Annotated in this window: 17 protein-coding genes and 2 tRNA genes; 11 read left to right on the top strand and 8 right to left on the bottom strand. The window is 65.2% G+C overall.

What is annotated here, in order from left to right:
- Positions 1-73: 73 nt before the first annotated feature.
- The 5 genes from ACZYZ4_RS02225 (at position 74) to ACZYZ4_RS02245 (ending at position 6,057) form a co-directional block, all read left to right on the top strand.
- Positions 74-1,264: a YlbL family protein gene (locus ACZYZ4_RS02225; protein ID WP_463857759.1), complete on the top strand. Its 1,191-nt coding sequence runs from the start codon at positions 74-76 to the stop codon at positions 1,262-1,264.
- A 136-nt stretch (positions 1,265-1,400) separates the two neighbouring features.
- On the top strand, positions 1,401-4,391 hold the full coding sequence (locus ACZYZ4_RS02230) for a UPF0182 family membrane protein (RefSeq protein WP_463857761.1): 2,991 nt from the start codon (positions 1,401-1,403) through the stop codon (positions 4,389-4,391).
- Between the two features lie 80 nt (positions 4,392-4,471).
- Positions 4,472-4,545, top strand: a tRNA-Met gene (locus tag ACZYZ4_RS02235).
- A gap of 372 nt (positions 4,546-4,917) precedes the next feature.
- A tRNA-Met gene (locus tag ACZYZ4_RS02240) sits at positions 4,918-4,994 on the top strand.
- 130 nt (positions 4,995-5,124) lie between these two features.
- Entirely contained in the window at positions 5,125-6,057 is a 933-nt protein-coding gene (locus ACZYZ4_RS02245) for a cytochrome b/b6 domain-containing protein (RefSeq protein WP_463857762.1), read from the top strand.
- Here the strand turns inward: ACZYZ4_RS02245 and ACZYZ4_RS02250 are convergent.
- From ACZYZ4_RS02250 to ACZYZ4_RS02260, 3 genes are all read right to left on the bottom strand, one after another.
- Positions 6,047-7,522 carry a cryptochrome/photolyase family protein gene (locus ACZYZ4_RS02250; protein ID WP_463857764.1) on the bottom strand — a complete coding sequence of 492 codons (1,476 nt, stop codon included), beginning with the start codon at positions 7,520-7,522 and terminating at the stop codon, positions 6,047-6,049. The genes ACZYZ4_RS02245 and ACZYZ4_RS02250 overlap by 11 nt on opposite strands.
- 129 nt (positions 7,523-7,651) lie before the next feature.
- On the bottom strand, positions 7,652-8,443 hold the full coding sequence (locus ACZYZ4_RS02255; RefSeq protein ID WP_463857765.1) for a PspA/IM30 family protein: 792 nt from the start codon (positions 8,441-8,443) through the stop codon (positions 7,652-7,654).
- 110 nt (positions 8,444-8,553) lie between these two features.
- Complete coding sequence (locus ACZYZ4_RS02260) at positions 8,554-10,602, bottom strand: TPM domain-containing protein (RefSeq protein ID WP_463857767.1); 2,049 nt, start codon at positions 10,600-10,602, stop codon at positions 8,554-8,556.
- Positions 10,603-10,888: 286 nt separating this feature from the next.
- Between ACZYZ4_RS02260 and ACZYZ4_RS02265 the strand changes: the two genes are divergently transcribed.
- The 4 genes from ACZYZ4_RS02265 (at position 10,889) to ACZYZ4_RS02280 (ending at position 15,293) form a co-directional block, all read left to right on the top strand.
- Complete coding sequence (locus ACZYZ4_RS02265) at positions 10,889-12,487, top strand: trypsin-like peptidase domain-containing protein (RefSeq protein ID WP_463857768.1); 1,599 nt, start codon at positions 10,889-10,891, stop codon at positions 12,485-12,487.
- A 255-nt stretch (positions 12,488-12,742) separates the two neighbouring features.
- Positions 12,743-13,543: an electron transfer flavoprotein subunit beta/FixA family protein gene (locus tag ACZYZ4_RS02270; protein ID WP_463857905.1), complete on the top strand. Its 801-nt coding sequence runs from the start codon at positions 12,743-12,745 to the stop codon at positions 13,541-13,543.
- A gap of 14 nt (positions 13,544-13,557) precedes the next feature.
- Complete coding sequence (locus ACZYZ4_RS02275; RefSeq protein WP_463857770.1) at positions 13,558-14,511, top strand: electron transfer flavoprotein subunit alpha/FixB family protein; 954 nt, start codon at positions 13,558-13,560, stop codon at positions 14,509-14,511.
- A gap of 2 nt (positions 14,512-14,513) precedes the next feature.
- Positions 14,514-15,293: a PIG-L deacetylase family protein gene (locus ACZYZ4_RS02280; RefSeq protein ID WP_463857772.1), complete on the top strand. Its 780-nt coding sequence runs from the start codon at positions 14,514-14,516 to the stop codon at positions 15,291-15,293.
- 125 nt (positions 15,294-15,418) lie between these two features.
- Here the strand turns inward: ACZYZ4_RS02280 and ACZYZ4_RS02285 are convergent, their stop codons facing one another.
- The 4 genes from ACZYZ4_RS02285 to ACZYZ4_RS02300 form a co-directional block, all read right to left on the bottom strand.
- A complete protein-coding gene (locus tag ACZYZ4_RS02285; protein ID WP_463857774.1) occupies positions 15,419-16,288 on the bottom strand; it encodes an anti-sigma factor in 870 nt (289 codons plus the stop codon).
- A gap of 1 nt (position 16,289) precedes the next feature.
- A complete protein-coding gene (gene sigK / locus ACZYZ4_RS02290) occupies positions 16,290-16,898 on the bottom strand; it encodes an ECF RNA polymerase sigma factor SigK (protein WP_463857776.1) in 609 nt (202 codons plus the stop codon).
- A gap of 189 nt (positions 16,899-17,087) precedes the next feature.
- Positions 17,088-17,555 (bottom strand): tRNA (cytidine(34)-2'-O)-methyltransferase, encoded by a 468-nt coding sequence (locus tag ACZYZ4_RS02295; protein ID WP_463857778.1) that lies wholly within the window; start codon positions 17,553-17,555, stop codon positions 17,088-17,090.
- An 81-nt stretch (positions 17,556-17,636) separates the two neighbouring features.
- Positions 17,637-18,599 (bottom strand): J domain-containing protein, encoded by a 963-nt coding sequence (locus tag ACZYZ4_RS02300; protein WP_463857780.1) that lies wholly within the window; start codon positions 18,597-18,599, stop codon positions 17,637-17,639.
- A 167-nt stretch (positions 18,600-18,766) separates the two neighbouring features.
- Between ACZYZ4_RS02300 and ACZYZ4_RS02305 the strand changes: the two genes are divergently transcribed.
- A complete protein-coding gene (locus tag ACZYZ4_RS02305) occupies positions 18,767-19,441 on the top strand; it encodes a hypothetical protein (protein ID WP_463857782.1) in 675 nt (224 codons plus the stop codon).
- 197 nt (positions 19,442-19,638) lie between these two features.
- On the opposite strand, the gene ACZYZ4_RS02310 is transcribed toward ACZYZ4_RS02305, so the two are convergent.
- On the bottom strand, positions 19,639-19,785 hold the full coding sequence (locus ACZYZ4_RS02310) for a hypothetical protein (protein WP_463857784.1): 147 nt from the start codon (positions 19,783-19,785) through the stop codon (positions 19,639-19,641).
- A 90-nt stretch (positions 19,786-19,875) separates the two neighbouring features.
- Here ACZYZ4_RS02310 and ACZYZ4_RS02315 point away from each other — a divergent pair, with 90 nt between their 5' ends.
- On the top strand, positions 19,876-20,538 hold the full coding sequence (locus tag ACZYZ4_RS02315) for a helix-turn-helix transcriptional regulator (protein WP_463857786.1): 663 nt from the start codon (positions 19,876-19,878) through the stop codon (positions 20,536-20,538).
- Positions 20,539-20,544 lie beyond the last annotated feature (6 nt).

The raw sequence follows: 20,544 nt of genomic DNA on the forward strand, positions 1-20,544 counted from the left end.
GTCTGCCGGACAGGCGTCACGTTCGCTGTAGGCAAAGAGCTGGCGGGGGACGGCACCGCGTAGTGTTGATTCAGTGACTACAACCCGCGGCGATCATCCGCATGAGGACCACGCTCCAGAGTTCGACGCCGGCGCCACAGCGAGTGCCGCAGCACCCGGAACGGGTGTGGCCGGCGCCCTGCCAACCGGGCAGTACGCCCCCCGCAGCTCCCCGCCGGGGGACCGGGTATCCGTGATGATGCTGTCCGGCGTCCTGGCGCTGGGGCTGGGAATCGCGGCTGTCACCGTCCCGGTGCCTTATGTTGTGGAATCACCCGGACCCACCTTCAACACCCTCGGCCAGAGCCAGGGCAGCCCTGTCATCAGCGTCACGGGCCACGAAACCTATCCCGCCAGGGGAAATCTGGACCTGACCACCGTCTATGTTGACGGGGGACCCAACGGCCCCGTGAGCGTCCTGGGTGCCTTCACCGCATGGCTGGACGGGTCCAAGTCCGTTCAGCCGGTGGAACTGCTTTACCCCACTGGCACCACGAAGGAGGAGGCCGACGAACAGAGCTCCGTGGCCATGACTTCGTCGCAGGAGAATGCTGTGGCATCGGCGCTCAAGGAGCTCGACATTCCCTTCGGCCAGCAACTCCAGGCCGCGGGGCTCCCCGACGGTTCGCCGTCGGCGGGCAAGATTGAAAACGGCGACATCTTCGAATCGATCAACGGCAAGCCCATCACATCGCTTGCCGTTGTGCAGGAGGAACTTGCCGCCGGTCAGGGAGCGCCGGCCAGCCTGGTGGTGCAGCGCGCAGGGGAATCCGTCACGCAGACCATCACCCCCATGGACAACGGTGCGGGCCGCTACATTCTCGGAGTGATGCTCAAGTACCTGTTCACGTTTCCGTTTGACGTGAAGATTTCCCTGGACAAGGTTGGCGGACCGAGCGCAGGGCTGATGTTTTCGCTGGGCATCATCGACACGGTGACGCAGGGGGACCTGACCGGCGGCAAGCATGTCGCCGGAACGGGGACCATTACCCCCGACGGCGCCGTTGGCCCCATCGGGGGCATCCGGCAGAAGATGCTGGGGGCGCGTGCCGGGGGAGCCACCGTATTCCTCGCCCCGGCAGGAAACTGCGACGAAGTTGTGGGCCATGTGCCGGAGGGACTGCAGGTGCTCAAAGTGGAGAACATCGCAGAGGCGCGCCGCGCCGTCGAACTCGCCGGATCCGGGCAGGACACGGGCGCTTTGCCGGTCTGCGCCAGCAACTAGACTGAGGCCAGGAACTAAGCTTTACCGCCACTCGTGGCAGATATGACGGACGTTGCCACACGCTTGACCGGCGCCGGACGTCAACCGCACGCACGCTACTCATGTAAACCTGACGACCAGCTATGAGGTACCGAGTTTGTCCCGTCCTACCAGCCCCATCCCGCCCGGAAGACCCCCCTCGCGACGCGGGGCCCTAACGCCCACGCTGATTGTTGTTGCCATCGCAGTGGTGGGCTTCATCTTCTTCGCCAACGTGTGGACTGACGTCCTCTGGTACCGGCAGCTCGGCTACTTCGAAGTGTTTGTGACGGAAAACCTCTCCCGAATCGGGATCTTCCTCGCCGGCTTCGCGCTTATGTTCGTGGCCGTCTTTTTTGCCATCCGGGTTGCCTACCACGCACGGCCCGTCTACGCGCCGGACTCCGAGATGCGCGACAACCTGAACCGTTACCAGGCCCAGCTTGAACCGGTCCGTCGCGTCGTTATGGTGGGCCTGCCCATCCTGTTCGGACTGTTCGCGGGCAGCGCCGCGGCCAGCCAATGGCAGAAAGTGCTGTTGTTCTTCAACCAGGAACCGTTCGGCCAGAGCGATCCTGAGTTCAACTTGGACATCAGCTTCTACCTCATGACTCTTCCGTTCCTGGGATTCGTCACAGGGTTCCTGATCAGCGTGGTTGTGGTGGCCGGCATCGCCGGAATCCTCACCCACTACCTCTACGGCAGCATCCGGCTGATGGAACGCGGCGTGTTCACCAGCCGCGCGGCACAGATCCACCTAGCCGTGACCGGCGCAGCCTTCCTGATCCTGCTCGGCGCAAACTTCTGGCTGGACCGCTACGCCGCCCTGCAGGGCAACGGCGGGCGCTGGGCCGGTGCACTGTACACAGACGTGAACGCCGTGATCCCCACCAAGGCGATCCTCGCCGTGGCGGCGGGGCTCGTGGCCATACTCTTTATCATTGCGGCGGTTATCGGCCGTTGGCGGCTCCCGGTCATCGGCACGGCCATGCTGATCATCACCTCAATCCTGGCCGGCGGCGTTTACCCGTGGGTCATCCAGCAGTTCCAGGTGCGCCCTTCTGAGCAGACGTTGGAGAAGGAGTTCATTCAGCGCAACATCGAGATGACCCGGGCAGCCTATGGCCTGGACCAGATCCAGGTGGACCGCTACGACGCCACCAACACGGCCAGTACCGGTGCGCTGGCTCCGGACGCCCAGACCACCGCCAACATCCGGCTCCTGGACCCCAACCTGATCTCCGATGCATTCTCCCAACTGGAGCAGTACCGGCCGTACTACCAGTTCCCGGATGCACTGAACGTCGACCGCTACGAGGTGGACGGCAAGATCCAGGACACCGTCATCGCCGTGCGCGAGCTGAACCCGGCGAACGTCGCCACCAACCAGCAAGGTTGGCTCAACCAGCACGTCGTCTACACCCACGGCTACGGCGTGGTGGCGGCCAAGGGAAACAAGTTCACCGTCGACGGCAAGCCGGAGTTCCTCCAGTCGGGCATCCCGTCCACCGGTGTCCTTGGCGATGACTCCACCTACGAGCCCCGAATCTACTTCGGCGAGGATTCCCCGGAGTACTCCATTGTCGGCGCGCCGGATGGCGCGGCCCCCCGTGAGCAAGACAGGCCCTCCGGCAAGGAGGGCGAGGGGGACAACCAGTACACCTTCGCCGGCAACGGTGGCCCGAACGTGGGCAGCTTCTTCAACAAGGTGCTCTACTCCATTAAGTTCCAGTCCTCGGACCTGCTCCTCTCTGACGGTGTGAATGCAGAATCCCAGATCCTGTATGACCGCAGCCCGCAGGACCGGGTCGAGAAGGTTGCCCCGTACCTGACCGTGGACGGCAACGCCTACCCGGCGGTTGTGGACGGCCGCGTCAAATGGATCGTGGACGGGTACACCACCAGCCAGCACTATCCGTACTCGCAGCCGGAGCAGCTTTCTGCCGCCACCGCGGACTCGCAGACTTCTGCAGGCCGGACGGTTGCCTTGCCGAACAGCTCGGTGAACTACATCAGGAACTCCGTCAAGGCCACCGTCGACGCCTATGACGGCTCAGTTACCTTGTATGCCTGGGACGACCAGGACCCCATCCTGAAGGCCTGGCAGAAGGTTTTCCCCACGTCCCTGAAGCCGTACTCGGAGATGTCGGGGGACGTCATGAGCCACGTCCGTTACCCGGAGGACCTCTTCAAGGTCCAGCGTGAGCTCCTGGGCCGTTACCACGTGACCGATCCGGGCAGCTTCTACCAGGCGAAGGATGTCTGGAGCGTTCCCAACGATCCCACCGTGGACACCGAGGTCAAGCAGCCGCCGTTCTACATGTCACTGCAGATGCCGGACCAGGACAAGTCAGCGTTCCAACTGACCTCATCCTTCATTCCGCAGATTGTCAACGGCACTGCCCGGAACGTCCTGTATGGCTTCCTTGCCGCTGACTCTGACGCCGGCAAGGAGAAGGGCGTCAAGGCTGAAAGCTATGGCAAGTTGAGGCTGCTCCAGATTCCACCGGAGATCCAGGTTCCGGGGCCGGGCCAGGCCCAGAACAAGTTCAACTCGGATCCCACCGTGTCCCAAGCGCTGAACCTTCTGCGGCAGGGTGCCTCGGAGGTCCTCAACGGCAACCTGCTGACACTGCCTGTGGGCGGCGGCATCCTGTATGTCCAGCCGGTTTACCTCAAGTCGACCGGCGAGACGTCCTACCCCACCCTGCAGCGTGTGCTGGTGGCTTTCGGTGACAAGGTCGGCTTTGCGCCGACGCTCGACGGAGCGTTGAAGCAACTCTTCGGCGGTGACTCCGGTGCTGCCGCGGGCGACTCCGACAACACCGGCCAGACCCCGCCCGCTCCGGGGACCACGCCGCCGGTGAGCGCAGGGGCCCAGGCTGACCTGAAGGCCGCGTTGGATGAGGCGAACGCTGCCATCAAGGCCGGCCAGGCAGCCTTGGCAGCCGGCGACTTTGCAGCCTATGGGGAAGAGCAGAAGAAACTGGCTGCGGCCCTGCAGAAGGCAATTGACTCCGAGGGCAAAATCCCGGCGCCGGCCCCTGAAGCCACGCCGTCGCCCGAGGCTACGCCGACGGTGACGCCCTCGCCTGCAGCCAGCAACTAAGGGGATTGACCCAGCGAGACGCACATCACGCCACCAGGATTTGGCCCCCCGTTCACCGAACGGTAGAGTTGATCTTGCGACGCGGGGTGGAGCAGTTCGGTAGCTCGCTGGGCTCATAACCCAGAGGTCACAGGTTCAAATCCTGTCCCCGCAACTGGCGGAAAGTCCGGATTCTGGAAACAGAATCCGGACTTTTTGGTTTAATCGGACCGACCCACATCCCACGATGCGTCCGCAGCACGAGCATAAGTTGGGTGGTGTTCGTTCAGCCTTCGATCCGGTCGGTCCTTGAGGCGACGTCCAGTCCGGTGTGTACGTTTGCCCAGACACGTGAAGAGCGTCCCGGTTCGGCCGAGTCGTTCCAAGGGCCCGGTAGGCCTTGCGGAGCCTGTCATCGGTGTACCAGCAAGTTTGTCCTTTACCCGGGCAGGCTGGGACTTTATAGGACCCTAAAACGGGGTTATTGCGGCCCTCAATCCCGATTGGTTTTTACCTACTCCAAAGTACGGTAGTGTTGATCTTGCGACGCGGGGTGGAGCAGTTCGGTAGCTCGCTGGGCTCATAACCCAGAGGTCACAGGTTCAAATCCTGTCCCCGCAACCATGTAGAAGACCCCGACCGGCAGTACGCCGGCCGGGGTCTTCTTTTGCCCGATTACACCTGGTTCCTAGTATTCTCGTTCGCAAAGCCATTTGAGCACCTGGTCAGTCATTCTCGAGAGGAATGTTGTTCGATGTCCACACCCACGAAGAAGCCCGGCTCCTCGACGAGCAAGCGGTCCAGACTCTACTGGGGTGTTCCTGCCGCTCTCGTAGTGCTGGCGCTCGTGGTGCTGCTGGCCAAGTGGATGACCGGCCTTCCGGCGGTGGCCTCGTTCCTGGCTGACTATCCGGGCCATTCGGAACTGCCTGACGGCGCGCCTGTGGGATTCCCGGCGTGGCTGGCCTGGCAGCACTTCCTGAACGGCTTCTTCCTGCTGCTCATCATCAGGACCGGCTGGCAGGTGCGTACCACCACGCGGCCCAGCGGCCAATGGACGCGCAACAACAAGGGCCTGATCAAGACCAAGAACGCGCCCACCAAGATCACCTTGGAGCTTTGGCTGCACCTGACGCTGGACGCGCTCTGGGTCCTCAACGGCCTGGTGTTCGCCGTCCTGCTGTTCGCCACTGGCCAATGGATGCGGATCGTGCCCACCAGCTGGGACGTTATCCCCAATGCTCTCTCCGCAGCGCTTCAGTATGCTTCGTTGAACTGGCCCACCGACAACGGATGGGTCAACTACAATGCGCTCCAGCTGCTGACGTATTTCGCCACGGTCTTCATCGCCGCACCCCTCGCCTTTATCTCCGGTATCCGGACGTCCTCCGCTTGGCCCAAGAAGGCCACCGCCCTCAACAAGGCCTACCCCATTGAGCTCGCGCGGGCCATCCATTTCCCGGTCATGATCTATTTCGTGGCGTTCATCGTGGTGCATGTCTTCCTGGTACTCGCCACCGGTGCACTGCGGAACCTGAACCACATGTACGGCGGCAGCGACGACGCCGGCTGGTTCGGATTCTGGGTCTTTGTCGCGTCCGTTGCAGCCATGGTGGCAGCCTGGTTCTTGGCCCGTCCCCTCTTCCTTCGTCCCATCGCCTCCCTGATGGGCAAAGTCAGCCGCTGATTTCCGGGCCCGGAACGTTGTCCTGGCCTTGCTGGTCCTCCCGAAGCTTCTGGTAGGTGGCCAGCGCACGCTCCCTGGACTCGGGGAGCCCCACCACTGGTGCGGGGTAGCCCTGGACATCGGGCTGCTTCCACGGTTCATGGATGGCCTTGCGGTCCAACTGGGCGAGTTCCGGAATGAACTCGCGAAGGTACCGGCCCTCGGCGTCGAACTTCTTGCTCTGCGTCACCGGATTGAAGATCCGGAAGTACGGGGACGCGTCGGCGCCTGAGCCTGCCACCCACTGCCAGTTGGCGGGGTTGCTGGCAGCATCGGCATCCACCAGGGTGTCCCAGAACCAGGCCTCGCCGATACGCCAATCTGCGAGGAGGTTCTTGACGAGGAAGGACGCCGCGGCCATCCTGACCCGGTTATGCATCCAGCCTGTCTGCCACAGCTGCCGCATCCCCGCATCCACCAGCGGATAGCCGGTCCGGCCCTGCTGCCAGGCGCCCAGTTCCGCAGCGGTGGGCTGCTGCCATTCGAAGCGGTCGAAGTCAGGCCGATAGTTTCGGGTAGCCAGCTGGGGATTGGCATATAGCAGCTGCCAGCAGAACTCCCGCCAGCCCAGTTCGGACCGGAAGATCCCGACGTCGGGCGTGGCCTCGCGGGGGAAGCGGCGGCGGAGCTCATGCCAGACGCGGAACGGGCTGATTTCACCAAAACGGAGGTGGGGGGACAGCCTGGAGGTGCCTTCCACCCCGGGTATGTCGCGCCCGGTGCCGTACTCCTGTGCGGGCCCGTCCAGGAAGTCCTCAAGCCTGCTGTGTGCTCCGGCCTCCCCGGGTTCCCAGGTTGCAGCCAGTCCGCCGCTCCAGTCCGGGGACACGGGCAGCAATGACCACTCGGCCAGCGTGTCGCTGCCCGTCTTGTTTTTCGACCAGGCAATGGCGGGGGAGGGAAAGCCGGCCGGCGCATCCAGTGGCTCACGGGGCTCGCTGGCCGCCGTGCAGGCCCGCCAGTAGGGAGTGAACACCCTGTAGGGGCCGCCGCTGCCGGTGGTGATGGTCCACGGCTCGAACAGCAGGTTGGCCTGGAAGCTGGCGGCTTCGATGCCGTTCTCCGCAGCCCAGGCCTTGATGTCCGCGTCCAGGGACCGCTCGGGACCGCCGTAGCGGCGGTTCCACATCACGTGCTGCGCGCCGGTTTCGGCAACAAGGTCCCGGATCACGCGGCTGGCAGGTCCACGCCTGAGGGTGAGTGTGGAACCGGCTTCAGCAAGCGCCGCCGCCAGGGACGTCAGTGAATGGTGCAGCCACCAGCGGGCCGCGCCTCCCAGGGGACGGATTCCGGGGGATTCCTCATCGAGGATGTAGACCAGCGTGAGCGGCAGGCCGAGTTCGACGGCGCGGGACAGCGCGGGGTTATCGTCCAGTCGAAGGTCATCACGGAGCCAGACGATGGAGGATGCGGCGGGGGAGACCATGGCCTCCACGCTACACATCCGCGACAGCATCCGCACGGCCGGTTGCGGGTTCTGTCCGGGCATGGCAAGGGCCGGGGTTCGTGATGAACCCCGGCCCCGGCTGGCCCGCTCAGCGGCGGCCGCGGCTGGCTACAGCTTGTCGAAGTCGGCTTCGTCGACCGTGGACTCAGACCTGGCTGACGCACCGGAAGCACCGATTGCAGGTTTGGCGCCGCCGGACTTCAGGGCCGCCAGGCGTGCCTCGATTTCCACCTGCTCGCCAAGGTCTTCCAGCTGGTTGAACTGGGCGTCCAGGCTCGACGCTGAAAGCTCCTGCTGGCCGCGGACCTTTGCCTCTTCACGGCGGATCTTCTCTTCGAAGCGGCCAACCTCGCTGGTGGGATCCATGAAGTCGATGCTCTTGATGGCATCGTGCACCTGGGACTGTGCCGCCGCTGTCTTGGAGCGGGCAACCAGCTCGTTGCGCTTGCTGGTCAGCTCGTTGAGCTTGCCCTTCATCTGGTCCAGGCCTGACTTGAGCTTGTCCACTACCTCGGTCTGCGAGGCGATGCTCGGCTCAGCACCCTTGGCCTCGCTTTCCGCGGACATCTGGCGCTGCAGCGCTACCTTCGCGAGGTTGTCGAACTTCTCGGCGTCTACGCTGTCGCCGGCGCTGCGGTATTCGTCAGCCTTGCGAGACGCGGCGAGGGCCTTGTTGCCCCAGTCCTGGGCATTCTTGATGTCCTCGCGGTAGTCATCCTGGAGCATACGCAGGTTGCCGATGGTCTGGGCTACCGCGGACTCAGCCTCCGCAATGCTGTTTGTGTAGTCCCGGACCATCTGGTCCAGCATCTTCTGCGGATCCTCAGCGTTGTCCAGCAAAGTGTTGATGTTTGCCTTTGCCAGCTGCGCGATCCGGCCGAAAATGGACTGCTTAACCATGGTGTTACCTTTCGTCCTGCTCAATGGTGGCCACTGAGATCAGTGAACAGTTGTTGTACCGCTTCTTTTCGCCGGCAGGGTCGTTCTGTCGGCGTCTAGCCTTTGTCGGATCAGAAGTCCCCGCCGCCGCCGGAATCGCCGCCCCAGCCGCCGCCCATATCGCCGCCGCCGGAGTCACCGCCCCAGCCGCCGCCGTCACTGTGGCCTCCACCCCAGCCTCCGCCGCTGCCGCCGTTGAGGATGGAGTTGATGAGGATACCGCCAAGGATGGCGCCCCCGAGGCCGCCGCCGCCTCCGCCGCGCCCGCCGAACATGCCCCCGCCGCCGAAGCCCTGGTTGGCGTAGCCACCAAAGTTGTCGACGTCAGCCTGGGCGAGCTGCGCTGCCTGGGCCGCAAGGGCATGGGCCTGCTGGGCGTAAGTCAGCGCGGTGACGGGATCGTTGCGCGAGATGGACAGTGCGTAGTCGAGGTTCCGCTGGGACTCGGCGAGCCGCGTGCGGGCCTCGGTGCCTACGCCGCCACGACGGGCGGTGATGTAGTCCGAAGTGGCACTGATCTGCGCCTGCGCCGACATGATGGTCTGCTGCAGCGACGCCTGCGCGCGGCGGGCCTGGTCCTGCTGGTTCCGGATGCCGGTGAGGGACTGGTCCAGTGCCTGGTGTGCTGTTTCGACGCGCTGCAGGGTGGCGATGGGATCGATTTTCCCGCCCTGGATTTCGGCTTTGACCTGGCCCAGAGCGGCCTCAACGCCGGCGACCGGGCCGGCGAGTTCGGGGTGTTCGCCGGACTGGATCATGGCCTTCGCCTGCGCGAGGTCCTGGGAGGTTTCGGCGACGGCCGCCTCCAGTCCGTTGCGGGCCTCGTCCAGGCTGGTTGACACCTTGGCGATGGCGTCCAGCAGAACGTTGGTCTGGTGCAGGCTCTCTTCAGACGCCCGCACGGCGACCGCGGCGAGGCTGCCCTCGCCTTCGGTGAGCTTCTCCTGGGCGGTGGCCGTGGCATTTTGCACAAAGGCCAGCCGTTCCTTGGCCTGGGTGATGTTGTCAGCGACCTGCACCAGCGCGCTGTCCGCGTACTTGGCGCGCAAGGCTGTCAGTGACTGTTCGGCGCTGGCGATCTTGGCATCGGCTTCCTGCGCTCCGGCGCTGATGGCTGCCAGTGCCTGCGGGGCGTTCTTCTCGAGCTCGCGGAGCGAGTCGAAGTCGGCCTTCTGCTCCTGGAGCGAGCCGAGCGCCGCCTCTGAACGGCGGATGATTTCGCCGAGCCAGCTGCGCTGCTGTTCTTCCGTGTCCGGGATGTGGTCGTCAAGCTGCTGCTGGAGCTTGAAGGATTCGGACATGTGGGCTTTGGCTTCGGCCAGGGCCTTGGTGAAGTTTCCCACCGCGGCGTCGCCGTACTGGGCCTCCGCGAAGCCGAGTTCCTGTTCGCTGGACTTGATGGCGTCGTCGGCCTCGATGATCAGGGAGCCGCTCTTGCGACGGAGCTCCTCGATGCTGAGTGAAGCCAGCGGATCGAGCTCGGCGCCCTGCGGACCGTAGCTGGCGCTGGACGCCAGGGCTGCCTTCTTGCGCTTGTTGCGGAAGTAAAGGTAAGCGCCGGCTCCACCGGCGGCTGCAATACCGGTCCCCACGAGGACTGCGGTGCCCGCTCCGTTTTCTGAGGGAAGATTGCCACTGCCGCCGCCCGCGGCATCGCCGATGGCCGCCGCGGCGTTGATTGCCGCCTGGGCGTAGTTGCTGTCCGCCAACGGCGGGCCGATGGCGCTGCTCTTGATGTTTTCGATTTGGGCAGCGGTGATCTTACTGTTGCCGGGCTTGTTCAGGTTGTACTGCCGGGTGTCGGTGGCAACCGCGAAAATCAAGGCGTTGGGTCCCAGGCTGGCCTTTTGGGCAACTTCGTCGGTCCAGGCCTCCCGATCAGTCGGGTTTTCGAACTTCTTGACGGTGACCACGTGCAGCACGGTGGCGTGGTCGGTCCCCAGCTTCTTGATGGCGGCCTCAACCTTGGCTTTGTCACCGCCCAGGACCCCGGCGGTATCGACAATTTTCGTCACCGGGTCCAGAGTCACCGGGTCTTCAGCCCAGGCCGCGCCGGCAGGAACCGCGAGCAGCCCGGTCAGGCCGATCACGGCGAGGATACGTTTGAACTTTGACCGCATGTGCAACCCTTCAGCACGCCTGACACCGATTCGGGACGAATGAGCGTCTCAGAATGCAGCAGCGCCCCCACGCGTGGTGTAAAGCCGCAGGTCGCTGTGGCATTTCCTTTTGATTCTATGGTGCACCTCTTGGTGCGTCCACAGCGGCGAATATGCCACCAGCGAAACCCTCGGGAGAGCCTGGTGGCAGCGGAATTCGGTCTCACAGTAACCTCCCAGCCTACGTTCGCCACAGTTCCAGCCAGACGGTACATAGTTAATGCAGACGAGGATGAAAGGAAGTCCAATGACTGAGAACCCAACGCCGGGTGCAGCGCCTGCGAACCGGCATCCTGATGAGAACACGGATGCCGGGCAGAACTCTGCGGAGGACCGGAGCGACGCTGTCGGTCAGGCTAATCCGACCGAGCAGCTGGACCGCTCCGTGGCACCCGAGAACCCCACCCAGCCGCTGCCGGGTGCACCCCGACCGGTTTATCCTCCCCGCGAGCCGTTCTACGGCCAGCAGACACCGAGCCAGCAGTCGCCGGGCCAACAGGCTCCCGGCCACCAGTACGCCCAGCGCGGAGCGCATTCGGCCGCGCCCGGCGGCGCCACGGGCCAGAACGGCCCGGGCCAGTTCAACACAGGCCCGTACGCTTCGGGCCAGTACAACGCTGCCCCGCACCCGGCCGACGCGCCCCGCCGGAAAGCCTCGTTCGGCGTCGGCACCCTGGTGGCCAGCATCCTTGCCGCCGGCCTCGTGGGTGGCGGCGTAGCGACAGTCGGTTCGGGCAACCTCTTCAACGACGGCTCGCCGTCGGCGGCGAGCAGCAACAGCCAGCCTGAGACCGTGATTGTTAACAACAAGGACGATGTCAACGCCATCACGGCGGCCGCACTGAAGGCTTCCCCCAGCGTCGTGACCATCAGCGCTTCCAGCGGTAGCTCCGGCGGGACCGGCTCGGGCATCGTCCTGGACGACCAGGGCCACATCCTGACCAATACCCACGTGGTGACCCTGGATGGCCAGAGCGCCAACGCAGCCCTGGAGGTCCGCACCAGTGCGGGCAAGGTCCTCAAGGCCACACTGGTGGGCACCGACCCCCTTTCTGACCTGGCGGTCATCAAGGTGGACGACGCTTCCGGGCTCACCCCTGCCATCCTCGGAGACTCCGGCAAACTCAACGTGGGTGACACGGCCATCGCGATCGGCTCCCCGCTTGGCCTCACAGGCACCGTCACCGACGGCATCGTCTCAACGCTGAACCGGACCATCAGTGTTGCCTCATCGGCAGCACCCAAGGAAGGCGACACTTCCCAGGACGGAGATCAGGGCTTCCAGTTCGCCCCGCCCAACGGTGGCCAGGGCCAAAGCACCGCGAACCAGGGGTCCATCTCCATCAACGTGATCCAGACGGATGCCGCCATCAACCCCGGCAACTCCGGTGGTGCCCTGGTCAACAGCAAGGGCGAAATCATCGGCGTCAACGTGGCCATCGCGTCCGCCGGCTCCGATTCCGCGTCGAGCGGCAACATCGGTGTGGGCTTCAGCATCCCCATCAACCACGCCAAGCGCGTGGCGCAGGAGATCATCGACACGGGCAAGGCGTCCCACGGCCAGCTGGGTGTCAGCGTCAAGGACAAGTCCTCCAGCGGGACGACGTCAGGGTTCTCCGTCGGGGCTGACGTGGCCACGGTCGAGGCAAACTCAGCGGCGGCCAAGGCAGGCATCAAGGTGGGCGATGTGGTGACCAAGTTCAATGACCTGGTCATCAGCGAGCCCAACCAGCTGACCGCGGCCGTCCGCGAGCAGGCCGGCGGCTCCACCGTCAAGCTCACGGTCCTGCGCAACGGCCAGGAACAGACGTTCAACGTCACGCTCGGCACCGCAGCGGACCAGTAGGGCTTGATCAGCAGAACGCACGGCAAACCATAAACGCGGACGACGGCGGAGGTCACCAAAGGTGATCGCCGCCGTCGTACGTGTTCCCGTGCGCGCCGGGCAGGCCCGTGACACAGGCGTTAACGGGACGGCAACGGGGGACGGCTATATGGTTAGCTAGGATCTACCCGTACCCCGGGCGTTCCGAGGCCATGACCCCATCCGGCTGGCTGTCCACAAGCATGGAAGGCTGCTGTAAATACAGTGGAAGAGACATTGAAGATCATCGTCCTGGTCAAGCATGTACCGGACGCACAGTTTGACCGTCACCTCACCGGCGAGGGTTACACCACGGACCGTGACGAAAGCATCCTTTCGGAGCTGGACGAATACGCGCTGGAGGCCGCTTTGCAGCTGGCGGAGGCCCGCGGTGGCGCCAAAGCCGGCAACCAGGTCATTGCGCTGAGCATGGGCGCTTCCGGTGCGGTGAACGCGGTGAAGAAGTCACTCCAGATGGGCGCCACCGAAGGAGTGCACCTCACGGACAGTGCGCTGGCCGGCTCAGACGCCGCCGCCACCTCGCTCGCGCTCGCAGCCGCCATCCGCCACCTCGGCACCGGCGCTCCGGTGGACCTTGTCCTCACCGGTATGGCATCCACCGACGGCGAAACGTCACTGGTCCCGGCCCAGCTCGCCGAGCGCCTCGGCCTGCCGCAGGTCACCTTTGCGTCCTCGCTGACGGTCGACGGCGGGCGGCTCACCGCGCGCCGCGACGCCGACACCTACTCGGAGACCGTCGAGGCTTCGCTGCCCGCGGTGGTATCCGTGACGGACCAGATCAACGAACCGCGCTACCCCAACTTCAAGGGCATTATCGCGGCCAAGCGCAAGAGCATCACCACGCTGTCGCTGTCAGACATCGGAGTTGATCCCGCGCACGTGGGCCACGCCGGCTCCTGGACCACTGTGACCGCAGCCGAGGAACGCCCGCCGCGCACCGCCGGAACCATCATCACCGACGAAGGCGATGCCGGCATCAAGCTCGTCGACTTCCTGGCCGCCCAGAAGATGCTCTAAGAGGGATCACAGACATGGCAAACGTACTCGTATTCATTGACAACCCCGGCGATGCCCTGAAGAAGAGCATTCTCGAACTGCTCACCCTGGGACGTTCCCTCGGAGAGACCGCTGTTGCCCTGAACGGCGATCTGCATCAGGATGTTTCGGCCACGCTCGCCGAATACGGCGTCAGCGCCGTTTTCCGGCCCTCCGCCCAGGACCTGGATGACTACCTTGTCTCGGCGAAGGCAGCTTATCTCGCGGCCGCCGCCGGTGCCGCCGGTGCCGGCACGGTCCTTCTGGACAACTCGCCCGAGGGCAAAGAGATCGCGGCGCGGCTCGGCATCCGGCTCAATGCCGGCGTCATCACTGACGTTGTGGCGGTCGACGCCGACGGTACAGCGCACAAGTCGGTCCTCGCGGGTTCCTACACCACCGCTGCCAGGACCACTACGGCGGTTTCCGTGCTGACGGTGAAGGCCAACAATGTCACTCCGGAGCCGGCATCCGTTGCTTCCGCCCCGGAGACGTCAACCGTCGAAGTGCCGGCGGACGGCACGGCCACGGCGGCCCGCATCACCGCCCGCGAGCAGAAGGTGGCCAGCGGCCGCCCTGATCTGTCGGACGCCCGCATCGTGGTGGCCGGCGGACGCGGAGTGGACGGCGACTTCGGCCCCGTGGAGCAGCTTGCGGACGCCCTCGGTGCTGCCGTCGGCGCCTCCCGTGCAGCCACGGACGCCGGCTGGATCAGCCACGATGCCCAGGTGGGCCAGACCGGCAAGACCGTATCCCCCCAGCTCTACATCTCCGCCGGTATTTCCGGTGCCATCCAGCAGAAAGCCGGGATGCAGACAGCCAAAGTCATCGTGGCCGTGAACAAAGACGCCGAGTCGCCGATCTTCGACATCGCCGATTTTGGCATCATCGGGGACCTCTTCGACGTCCTTCCGCAGGCCACCGAAGAAATCAAGAAGCGAAAAGGCTGACCTTGGCCCACTCCGCTGCTGCAGCACAGAGCCCGTTCAACCCGGACATCCACCGGATTGGGCGGGTGCTCTGTTTCGCCGCCCACCCGGACGACATCGACTTCGGTGCGGCCGGCACCATCGCCGCCTGGACGGCCGCGGGAATCCCGGTCAGCTACTGCATCATGACCGACGGCGACGCGGGCGGCTTCGACCCGGCGCACCGGGCGGAGATCATCGCCCTCAGGGCGGCCGAGCAGCGCAGGGCCGCCGAACTCGTGGGTGTGACTGACATCCACTACCTCCATGAGCGCGACGGCTACCTGGAATCGACGCACGAGGTGATGAAAGGTGTGGTGAAGCTGATCCGGGAAATCCGTCCCGACGTCGTGCTTGCCATGCATCCGGAGCGGAACTGGAGCCGCCTCCAGAAGAGCCACCCGGACCACCTTGCCGTGGGGGAGGCTGTGACCCGGGCTGTCTACCCTGCAGTCGAAAACCCGTTCGCCTATCCGGAGTTGGCTGAGGCAGGACTCGCGGCGTACAAGCTGCCGTGGCTGTGGCTCTATGCCGGGCCGGAGGAGCGGGAGAACCACTTTGTGGATGTCACCGAACACGTCGACGCCAAGCTCGACGCGATCCACGTGCACGTGAGCCAGCATCCTGACGTCACGGCCATGGAAGCAGCGGTGCGGAACGGCTTGCACGTGAATGCACGGCGTGCGGGCTTTTCCGAGGGCCGCAGCGCCGAAGCCTTCCACGTGGTCGCCGTCAACGGTGCCGGGACCATCGCCGGCTTCTAGGACGTCAGGCTTCTCTGAGCCTGCCCCCGTGAGTTTTTGTCCCAATAACGTGCCCTAAACGCCGTTTGAAGCACATTATCTGGACAAGAACTCCGGGGAACGGGGCAAAAACTCGAGGGGTTCACTCAGGCGCCCAAAGGTGCGGCAGCCACGGTGGGGAACGTTGGGGTGGCCGAACCGCCAACCGGCTCCACGGTAATGCCGAGCGCCGCAGCGGACGCAATGCCCTTCACCACGGCAGGCTTCGACAGGGCTGCTTCGTCCATCAGGCCTTGGGAAACCGGTGCCGAGCCGTCCTTCGGGATCAGCCACATCTGGTAGACCTTGCCGGCGGGCGGCGCGGGTACACCGTTCATCTTGACCACCACGGCATCCTTCGATGACGAAATCAGCACTGTGGCGGTGCCGCCGGCGGAGACGGGAACGGAGGCCTCACGGACGTCGTCGGCCCGGACCACTTGGTTCAGGGGATCGTTCTGGTCGGTGATGTAGGCGCCCACGCCAACGCCACCGAGGGCAATCACGGCGGCGGCTGCCACTGCGGTGAGCCAGCGGCGGGCGCCGGTAGGGCGGCGTCGTTCTTCCCTGCGGACCCTGGCCGCGGCGAGCTCATCCAGGGCTTCTGCCGGCGGCTGTGCGGCCGGCGCGGCAGGCGCAGCCATGACTTCGGTGGGCCCACCGGCTGGCAGCTGCGTGAGAAACGGCAACTGCGACACGACGCGGGCGAAAAGATCCGCCGGCGGCTCCGCCTCAGCCGTAAAGGACGTCGCGAGGGTCTCCCTGGCCTGGCGGACACGCTCAAGGAAGGACGTGCGCTCGGCGTCGGACGCGGCGGAGATGTAGCGGTCAATGGCGGCGCGTTCGGCATCGCTGATCGCGTCCAGCGCATAGAGCTCGGCGAGGTCTACGGCCCGCCCGGAATCCAGATCGGCGGCGATCTCAGTTCCGAACGAGCCGGGACGGCGGGTGCCTCCCTGACTATTCATTTCTGTCATCTCAACTCACCCCCAGACAGGTCTTCAAGCGGATCAGTCCGTCGCGGATGCGGGACTTGATGGTGGGTACTGCTGCGTTTAGCTTTTCCGCGACTTCGCGGTAGGTGAGGCCGCCGTAGTAGGCCAGCCGCACGGATTCCTGTTGTGTATCGGTCAGCGTTTCCAGGCACCGGACCACCGCCTCGGCCTCGAGCTTGCTGTCAACCTCGGCGGAGACGGAGTCGTGGTCCACGTCCTGGCTGCTGGCGCCGTACTTGGCCTCACGGTCGGTGGCCGATTGTGAGGAACGGACCTTGTCCACGGCCCGGCGGTGCGAAATGGTCATCAGCCACGAGAGCGGACTGCCTGCTTCCGGGTTGAACTTCGCGGCGTTCTGCCATACCTGGAGGAAAACCTCCTGCGTCGTGTCTTCACTGAGTTCGGGATCGACGAGCACTCGCCGCGCCATGCCGAACACCCTGCGCGATGTCAATTGGTAGAACTCGGCAAACGCGGCCTGGTCGCCGCCGGCTATGCGGGCGAGCAGCCCGGCCAAGCGATGGCTGAGATCCGCCGGTGAGGCTGTGTCTGCGGCCGGGGCCTCGGAGTTTGGCACGTTGGGAGTTTCCATCACTACCCAGCATAGGTCGCCGGGCGGTGAAACCTGAGCATCGCGGCCGGTGCTGTCCCTGGTAGAGGGGGAAGCCGGCGCCGCCGGCCGCCTCGTCGCTAGCAGTGTCACCTGCCGCTCCTTCCTCGCCCTGGAATTGCTGTCAGGAGTGATTCGGTGCGGGCAGCCCTGCGGATGGGCCGCGGGCGCTCAGATCTGGGCGCCGGAAAAACCCTGCTGGCGCCAGGCCTCGTAGACAGCAATGGACGCCGCATTGGCCAGGTTCAGCGAACGCAGGGACGGCAGCATGGGAAGCCGCACGGTGGCCGTGACATGCGGATCGCTCTTGAGGTGTTCAGGCAGGCCTACTGATTCCCGTCCGAACATCAGCACATCGCCGGGGCGGTAGGCGATGTCCGCATAGCTGGCGGTGCCGTCCGAGGTGAACGCGTACACACGCTCCGGCTGCAGTTCGCGCCAGGCATCCTCGATGCTTTTGTGGACGGTGACGACGGCGAGGTCGTGGTAGTCCAGGCCGGCGCGCCGGAGCTTGGCGTCGGAGAAATCAAAGCCGAGGGGTTCAACCAGGTGCAGTTCGGCGCCGGTAATGGCTGCCAGCCTGATCGCATTGCCGGTGTTGCCGGGGATTTCGGGGGCGTGGAAGAGGATTCGGAACACCGTCCAATCCTAGTCAACCAATCCGGGCTGACGGTTCAGTGCATGCAACCCATGCGCCGGCAGCTCAGCGCACGCAACAGCTCAGTGCATGCCGCGAAGCAGCCTGGCCAGCACGGACACATTGACGGTGTTGGGCGCGGGGCCGGAGGAGAGGAAGTGCTTGAGGCCCCGGACCAGGCCTGCCGCGTTCACCACCTGGAGGGTGTCGGAGGTGCCAGCTATTCGCCGGTGGCGGTCGATGACGGGTTCGTGGAGGTTGCCGTCGGCGCTGTGGATGACTGTCCAGCCGGTGACGTTCAGTTCCGGGAAGATGTCCTGCATGGCCCGGACCACGTGGGCCAGTTGCGGCGGCGCGATGGAACGTCCGCCGTGGTTCAGCGTCTGTCCGTCCCAGGCGTAGGCGCCCTTTGGCAACAGCATGGACCCGATCAGCGCCAGCCGGTAGCCGGACAGGAGTGCGTGGTCGATGTGGCTGCTATCGGCGGGGGACTGCAGGCCATTTACCAGCCGGGCCGCGGGAATCGCGGGGAGGACCTGGCGGGTGATGAGCTGCACGGTGCGCAGTTCGCGCTGGATCCGGGCCTCGGCGCCAAAAATACCCCGTTTTCGCGGCATCCCGTGGACCTGCTGGCCAGCCTGGGCGAACGGGATGAGCGGCACCGTTCCGGACGCCTCGAAGGCCGCAGCATCGTAGGGCGGGACGTACAGGGGCGGGTCGCCGGCGGTATTCCGGGGCGTGGTGGTCCTGTGCACGGTGGCCGAGGCATGGCTGCCCGCCGCTGGCGCATCAAAATGCGGTCCCGCGGCGGAATCGTCGGTGTTGCGGGCAGTCCCTGTGGCATACGAGCGGTCGTAGGCCTTCCGGCGCGTGGGGTCTCTCAGGGTTTCGTATGCTGCCGTCACCTGCCGGAAGGCAGCGGCGTCCCCGCCATGGTCAGGATGGGCCTTTCGCGCGGCCCGGCGGTAGGCCACCTTGATCTCCTTGTCGGTGGCTGTCACGGCGACACGGAGCACCTCGTAGTAGGAGCTGCTGCTCTCGGTCAAGCACTCATCCTTTTTGTCGTCTGGCCAGTCCATGGCAGGCAGCCCGGTGGGCCCCAGTTTACGGCCTGCCCACACAACGTCTGCGCAGGCCTCAGTGGTTCCCGTGGCCGGCGTCTAGACTCTTTTGAGGTGACGGCAGGCTGGCCGTCCGGGGCGAGCATATTGGGGTGGACGTGAAGGCACAGGCGGCGGCTGTACTCGTGGCGGGGGCGCTGCTTGGCGTCACAGTACTGGGAGGCTGCAGTGTTGGCGTGCCCGATCCGGCCGCCCTAAAAGTAGTGCCAACCGTCACCGCACTCGCCACCCCCACCATCACCCCCGGCCACGACGCAGAAGCGGTGGCGGCCAAGGATATGGCCTTCTCCGCTGGCGGTTCACTGGCCGCCGGGGTGCCCGTGGGGATCTCCGACGGTCTCAAGGAAGCACCCGGCTGGCAGCAGGTCAAGCAGAACGTGGCCGGTGAGAGCCAGTACCTGAAGGCCGACGGCTGCCTGGTGGCGGCCAAGGTCCGCACAAACCAGACCCCGCTGGCGCTCCAGGACGACAAGGAGTCAACTGTTGGCCTCTTCACGTACCTGGATCCAAGCATCCTGCCCGGATATCTGAAGACCGCGACGCTGCGGTGGGGCGGTGAGCCTGGCAAGCCGGGGCCGTTGGCCGAAGTGCTGGTGCTGGAGAGACCCGGCCAACCGGGCGTCAGGTCCACGGCCCTTATGGCCCGGGTGTTCGGTGCCGCCGCATCATCGGTCTACATTTCCGTGGCCTGCCCGGACGACGCCACACTGGCTGCCGCCCGGGCCGACGTCGCAGAACGCCTCCTGGTGGTCCCGCCGTCGAATTAGCCGCGCCAGTTACCACGTGCCTGCGCCAGGACCCGGCGGGGGAAAGGCGGTTAAGGGCAAGCGCGCAGCAGGGAATCGAACCGGGGACGGACCGCTACCGCAATGCCGGCGATGATCTCCACGACACCGACGATGTACATAAAGGTCTGCGCCGACACCGGCACCACGGAGCTGGCAACCGGCGCGAGGTAGATGGTTCAGTCGGCCAGGATGTTGGTGAACTTGTCCAGACCGAAGAGAATCGGTGCGACGGTGAAGACGGTGCGCAGCAGGAAGAACGCCTGCCGGTCCGGTGCCGTTGCCTGAAACCGACCGCCTGCGTTGATTTTCGCGTTGGTTGTCATGGTGGACTCCTTCTAAAAGTAGCTATCATTATTTTAGAAAGATCGGCACCATTAAGCAATGGATGTTGTTTTTAGAGTGAGGGGCACTGGGTGCGCAGACCTCCGTGGGGCCGCCGCATGGCGGCCGTCGCGTCATTGGGCGACGAGAAGCGCCGGCAGCTCTTTGAGCTGATTGCCGCCTCGGATGCGGCAGTCGGGCGCGATGACGCCGCGCTGGCCCTCGGTCTGCCACGGAGCACGGCATCCTTTCACCTCGACAGGCTGGTCCAGGACGGACTCCTGGCGGTGGAATTCCACAAGGCTGCCGGGAAGTCGGGTCCGGGCTCCGGTAGGCCGGCGAAAATGTACCGGCAGGCAGCAAGCGAGGTCGGCGCCTCCGTGCCTGACCGCAACTATGATCTCGCCGCTGAGCTGTTGGTCGCAGTGATCGAGCATTCCGCAGCGACCGGCGGCGCGGTGGGCGATTCCCTGCTGGCCACGTCGTACGGCAAGGGCCAGGTGCTGGCCTCCGGCGCCGCAAGCCTGGCGGACTTCCTTGCTGGAGAAGGCTACGAGCCCCGGCCCGACGGTGCGGGCGGCTTCGTGCTGGTGAACTGCCCGTTCCGTCGGCTCTCGGAAGAGCACCCGGACGTGGTCTGCGCCATGAACGGGTCATTTCTGCAGGGCGCGGCAGCGGCGTGCGGTGAGCCGGAGGAGCGCGTGGCGCCAAACAGCGTGCGGGGCCAGTGCTGTGCCAGGATCACCCCGCCCTGACGCCTG

The organism is Pseudarthrobacter adonitolis, assembly GCF_055412845.1.

What these genes read in the sequence shown, in the direction of transcription:
- ACZYZ4_RS02245 (WP_463857762.1), top strand. Translation starts at nt 5,125, where the DNA reads ATGTCCACACCCACGAAGAAGCCCGGCTCCTCGACGAGCAAGCGGTCC.
- sigK (WP_463857776.1), bottom strand. Translation starts at nt 16,898, where the DNA reads ATGGAAACTCCCAACGTGCCAAACTCCGAGGCCCCGGCCGCAGACACA.
- ACZYZ4_RS02275 (WP_463857770.1), top strand. Translation starts at nt 13,558, where the DNA reads ATGGCAAACGTACTCGTATTCATTGACAACCCCGGCGATGCCCTGAAG.
- ACZYZ4_RS02260 (WP_463857767.1), bottom strand. Translation starts at nt 10,602, where the DNA reads ATGCGGTCAAAGTTCAAACGTATCCTCGCCGTGATCGGCCTGACCGGG.
- ACZYZ4_RS02310 (WP_463857784.1), bottom strand. Translation starts at nt 19,785, where the DNA reads ATGACAACCAACGCGAAAATCAACGCAGGCGGTCGGTTTCAGGCAACG.
- ACZYZ4_RS02265 (WP_463857768.1), top strand. Translation starts at nt 10,889, where the DNA reads ATGACTGAGAACCCAACGCCGGGTGCAGCGCCTGCGAACCGGCATCCT.
- ACZYZ4_RS02255 (WP_463857765.1), bottom strand. Translation starts at nt 8,443, where the DNA reads ATGGTTAAGCAGTCCATTTTCGGCCGGATCGCGCAGCTGGCAAAGGCA.
- ACZYZ4_RS02285 (WP_463857774.1), bottom strand. Translation starts at nt 16,288, where the DNA reads ATGACAGAAATGAATAGTCAGGGAGGCACCCGCCGTCCCGGCTCGTTC.
- ACZYZ4_RS02250 (WP_463857764.1), bottom strand. Translation starts at nt 7,522, where the DNA reads ATGGTCTCCCCCGCCGCATCCTCCATCGTCTGGCTCCGTGATGACCTT.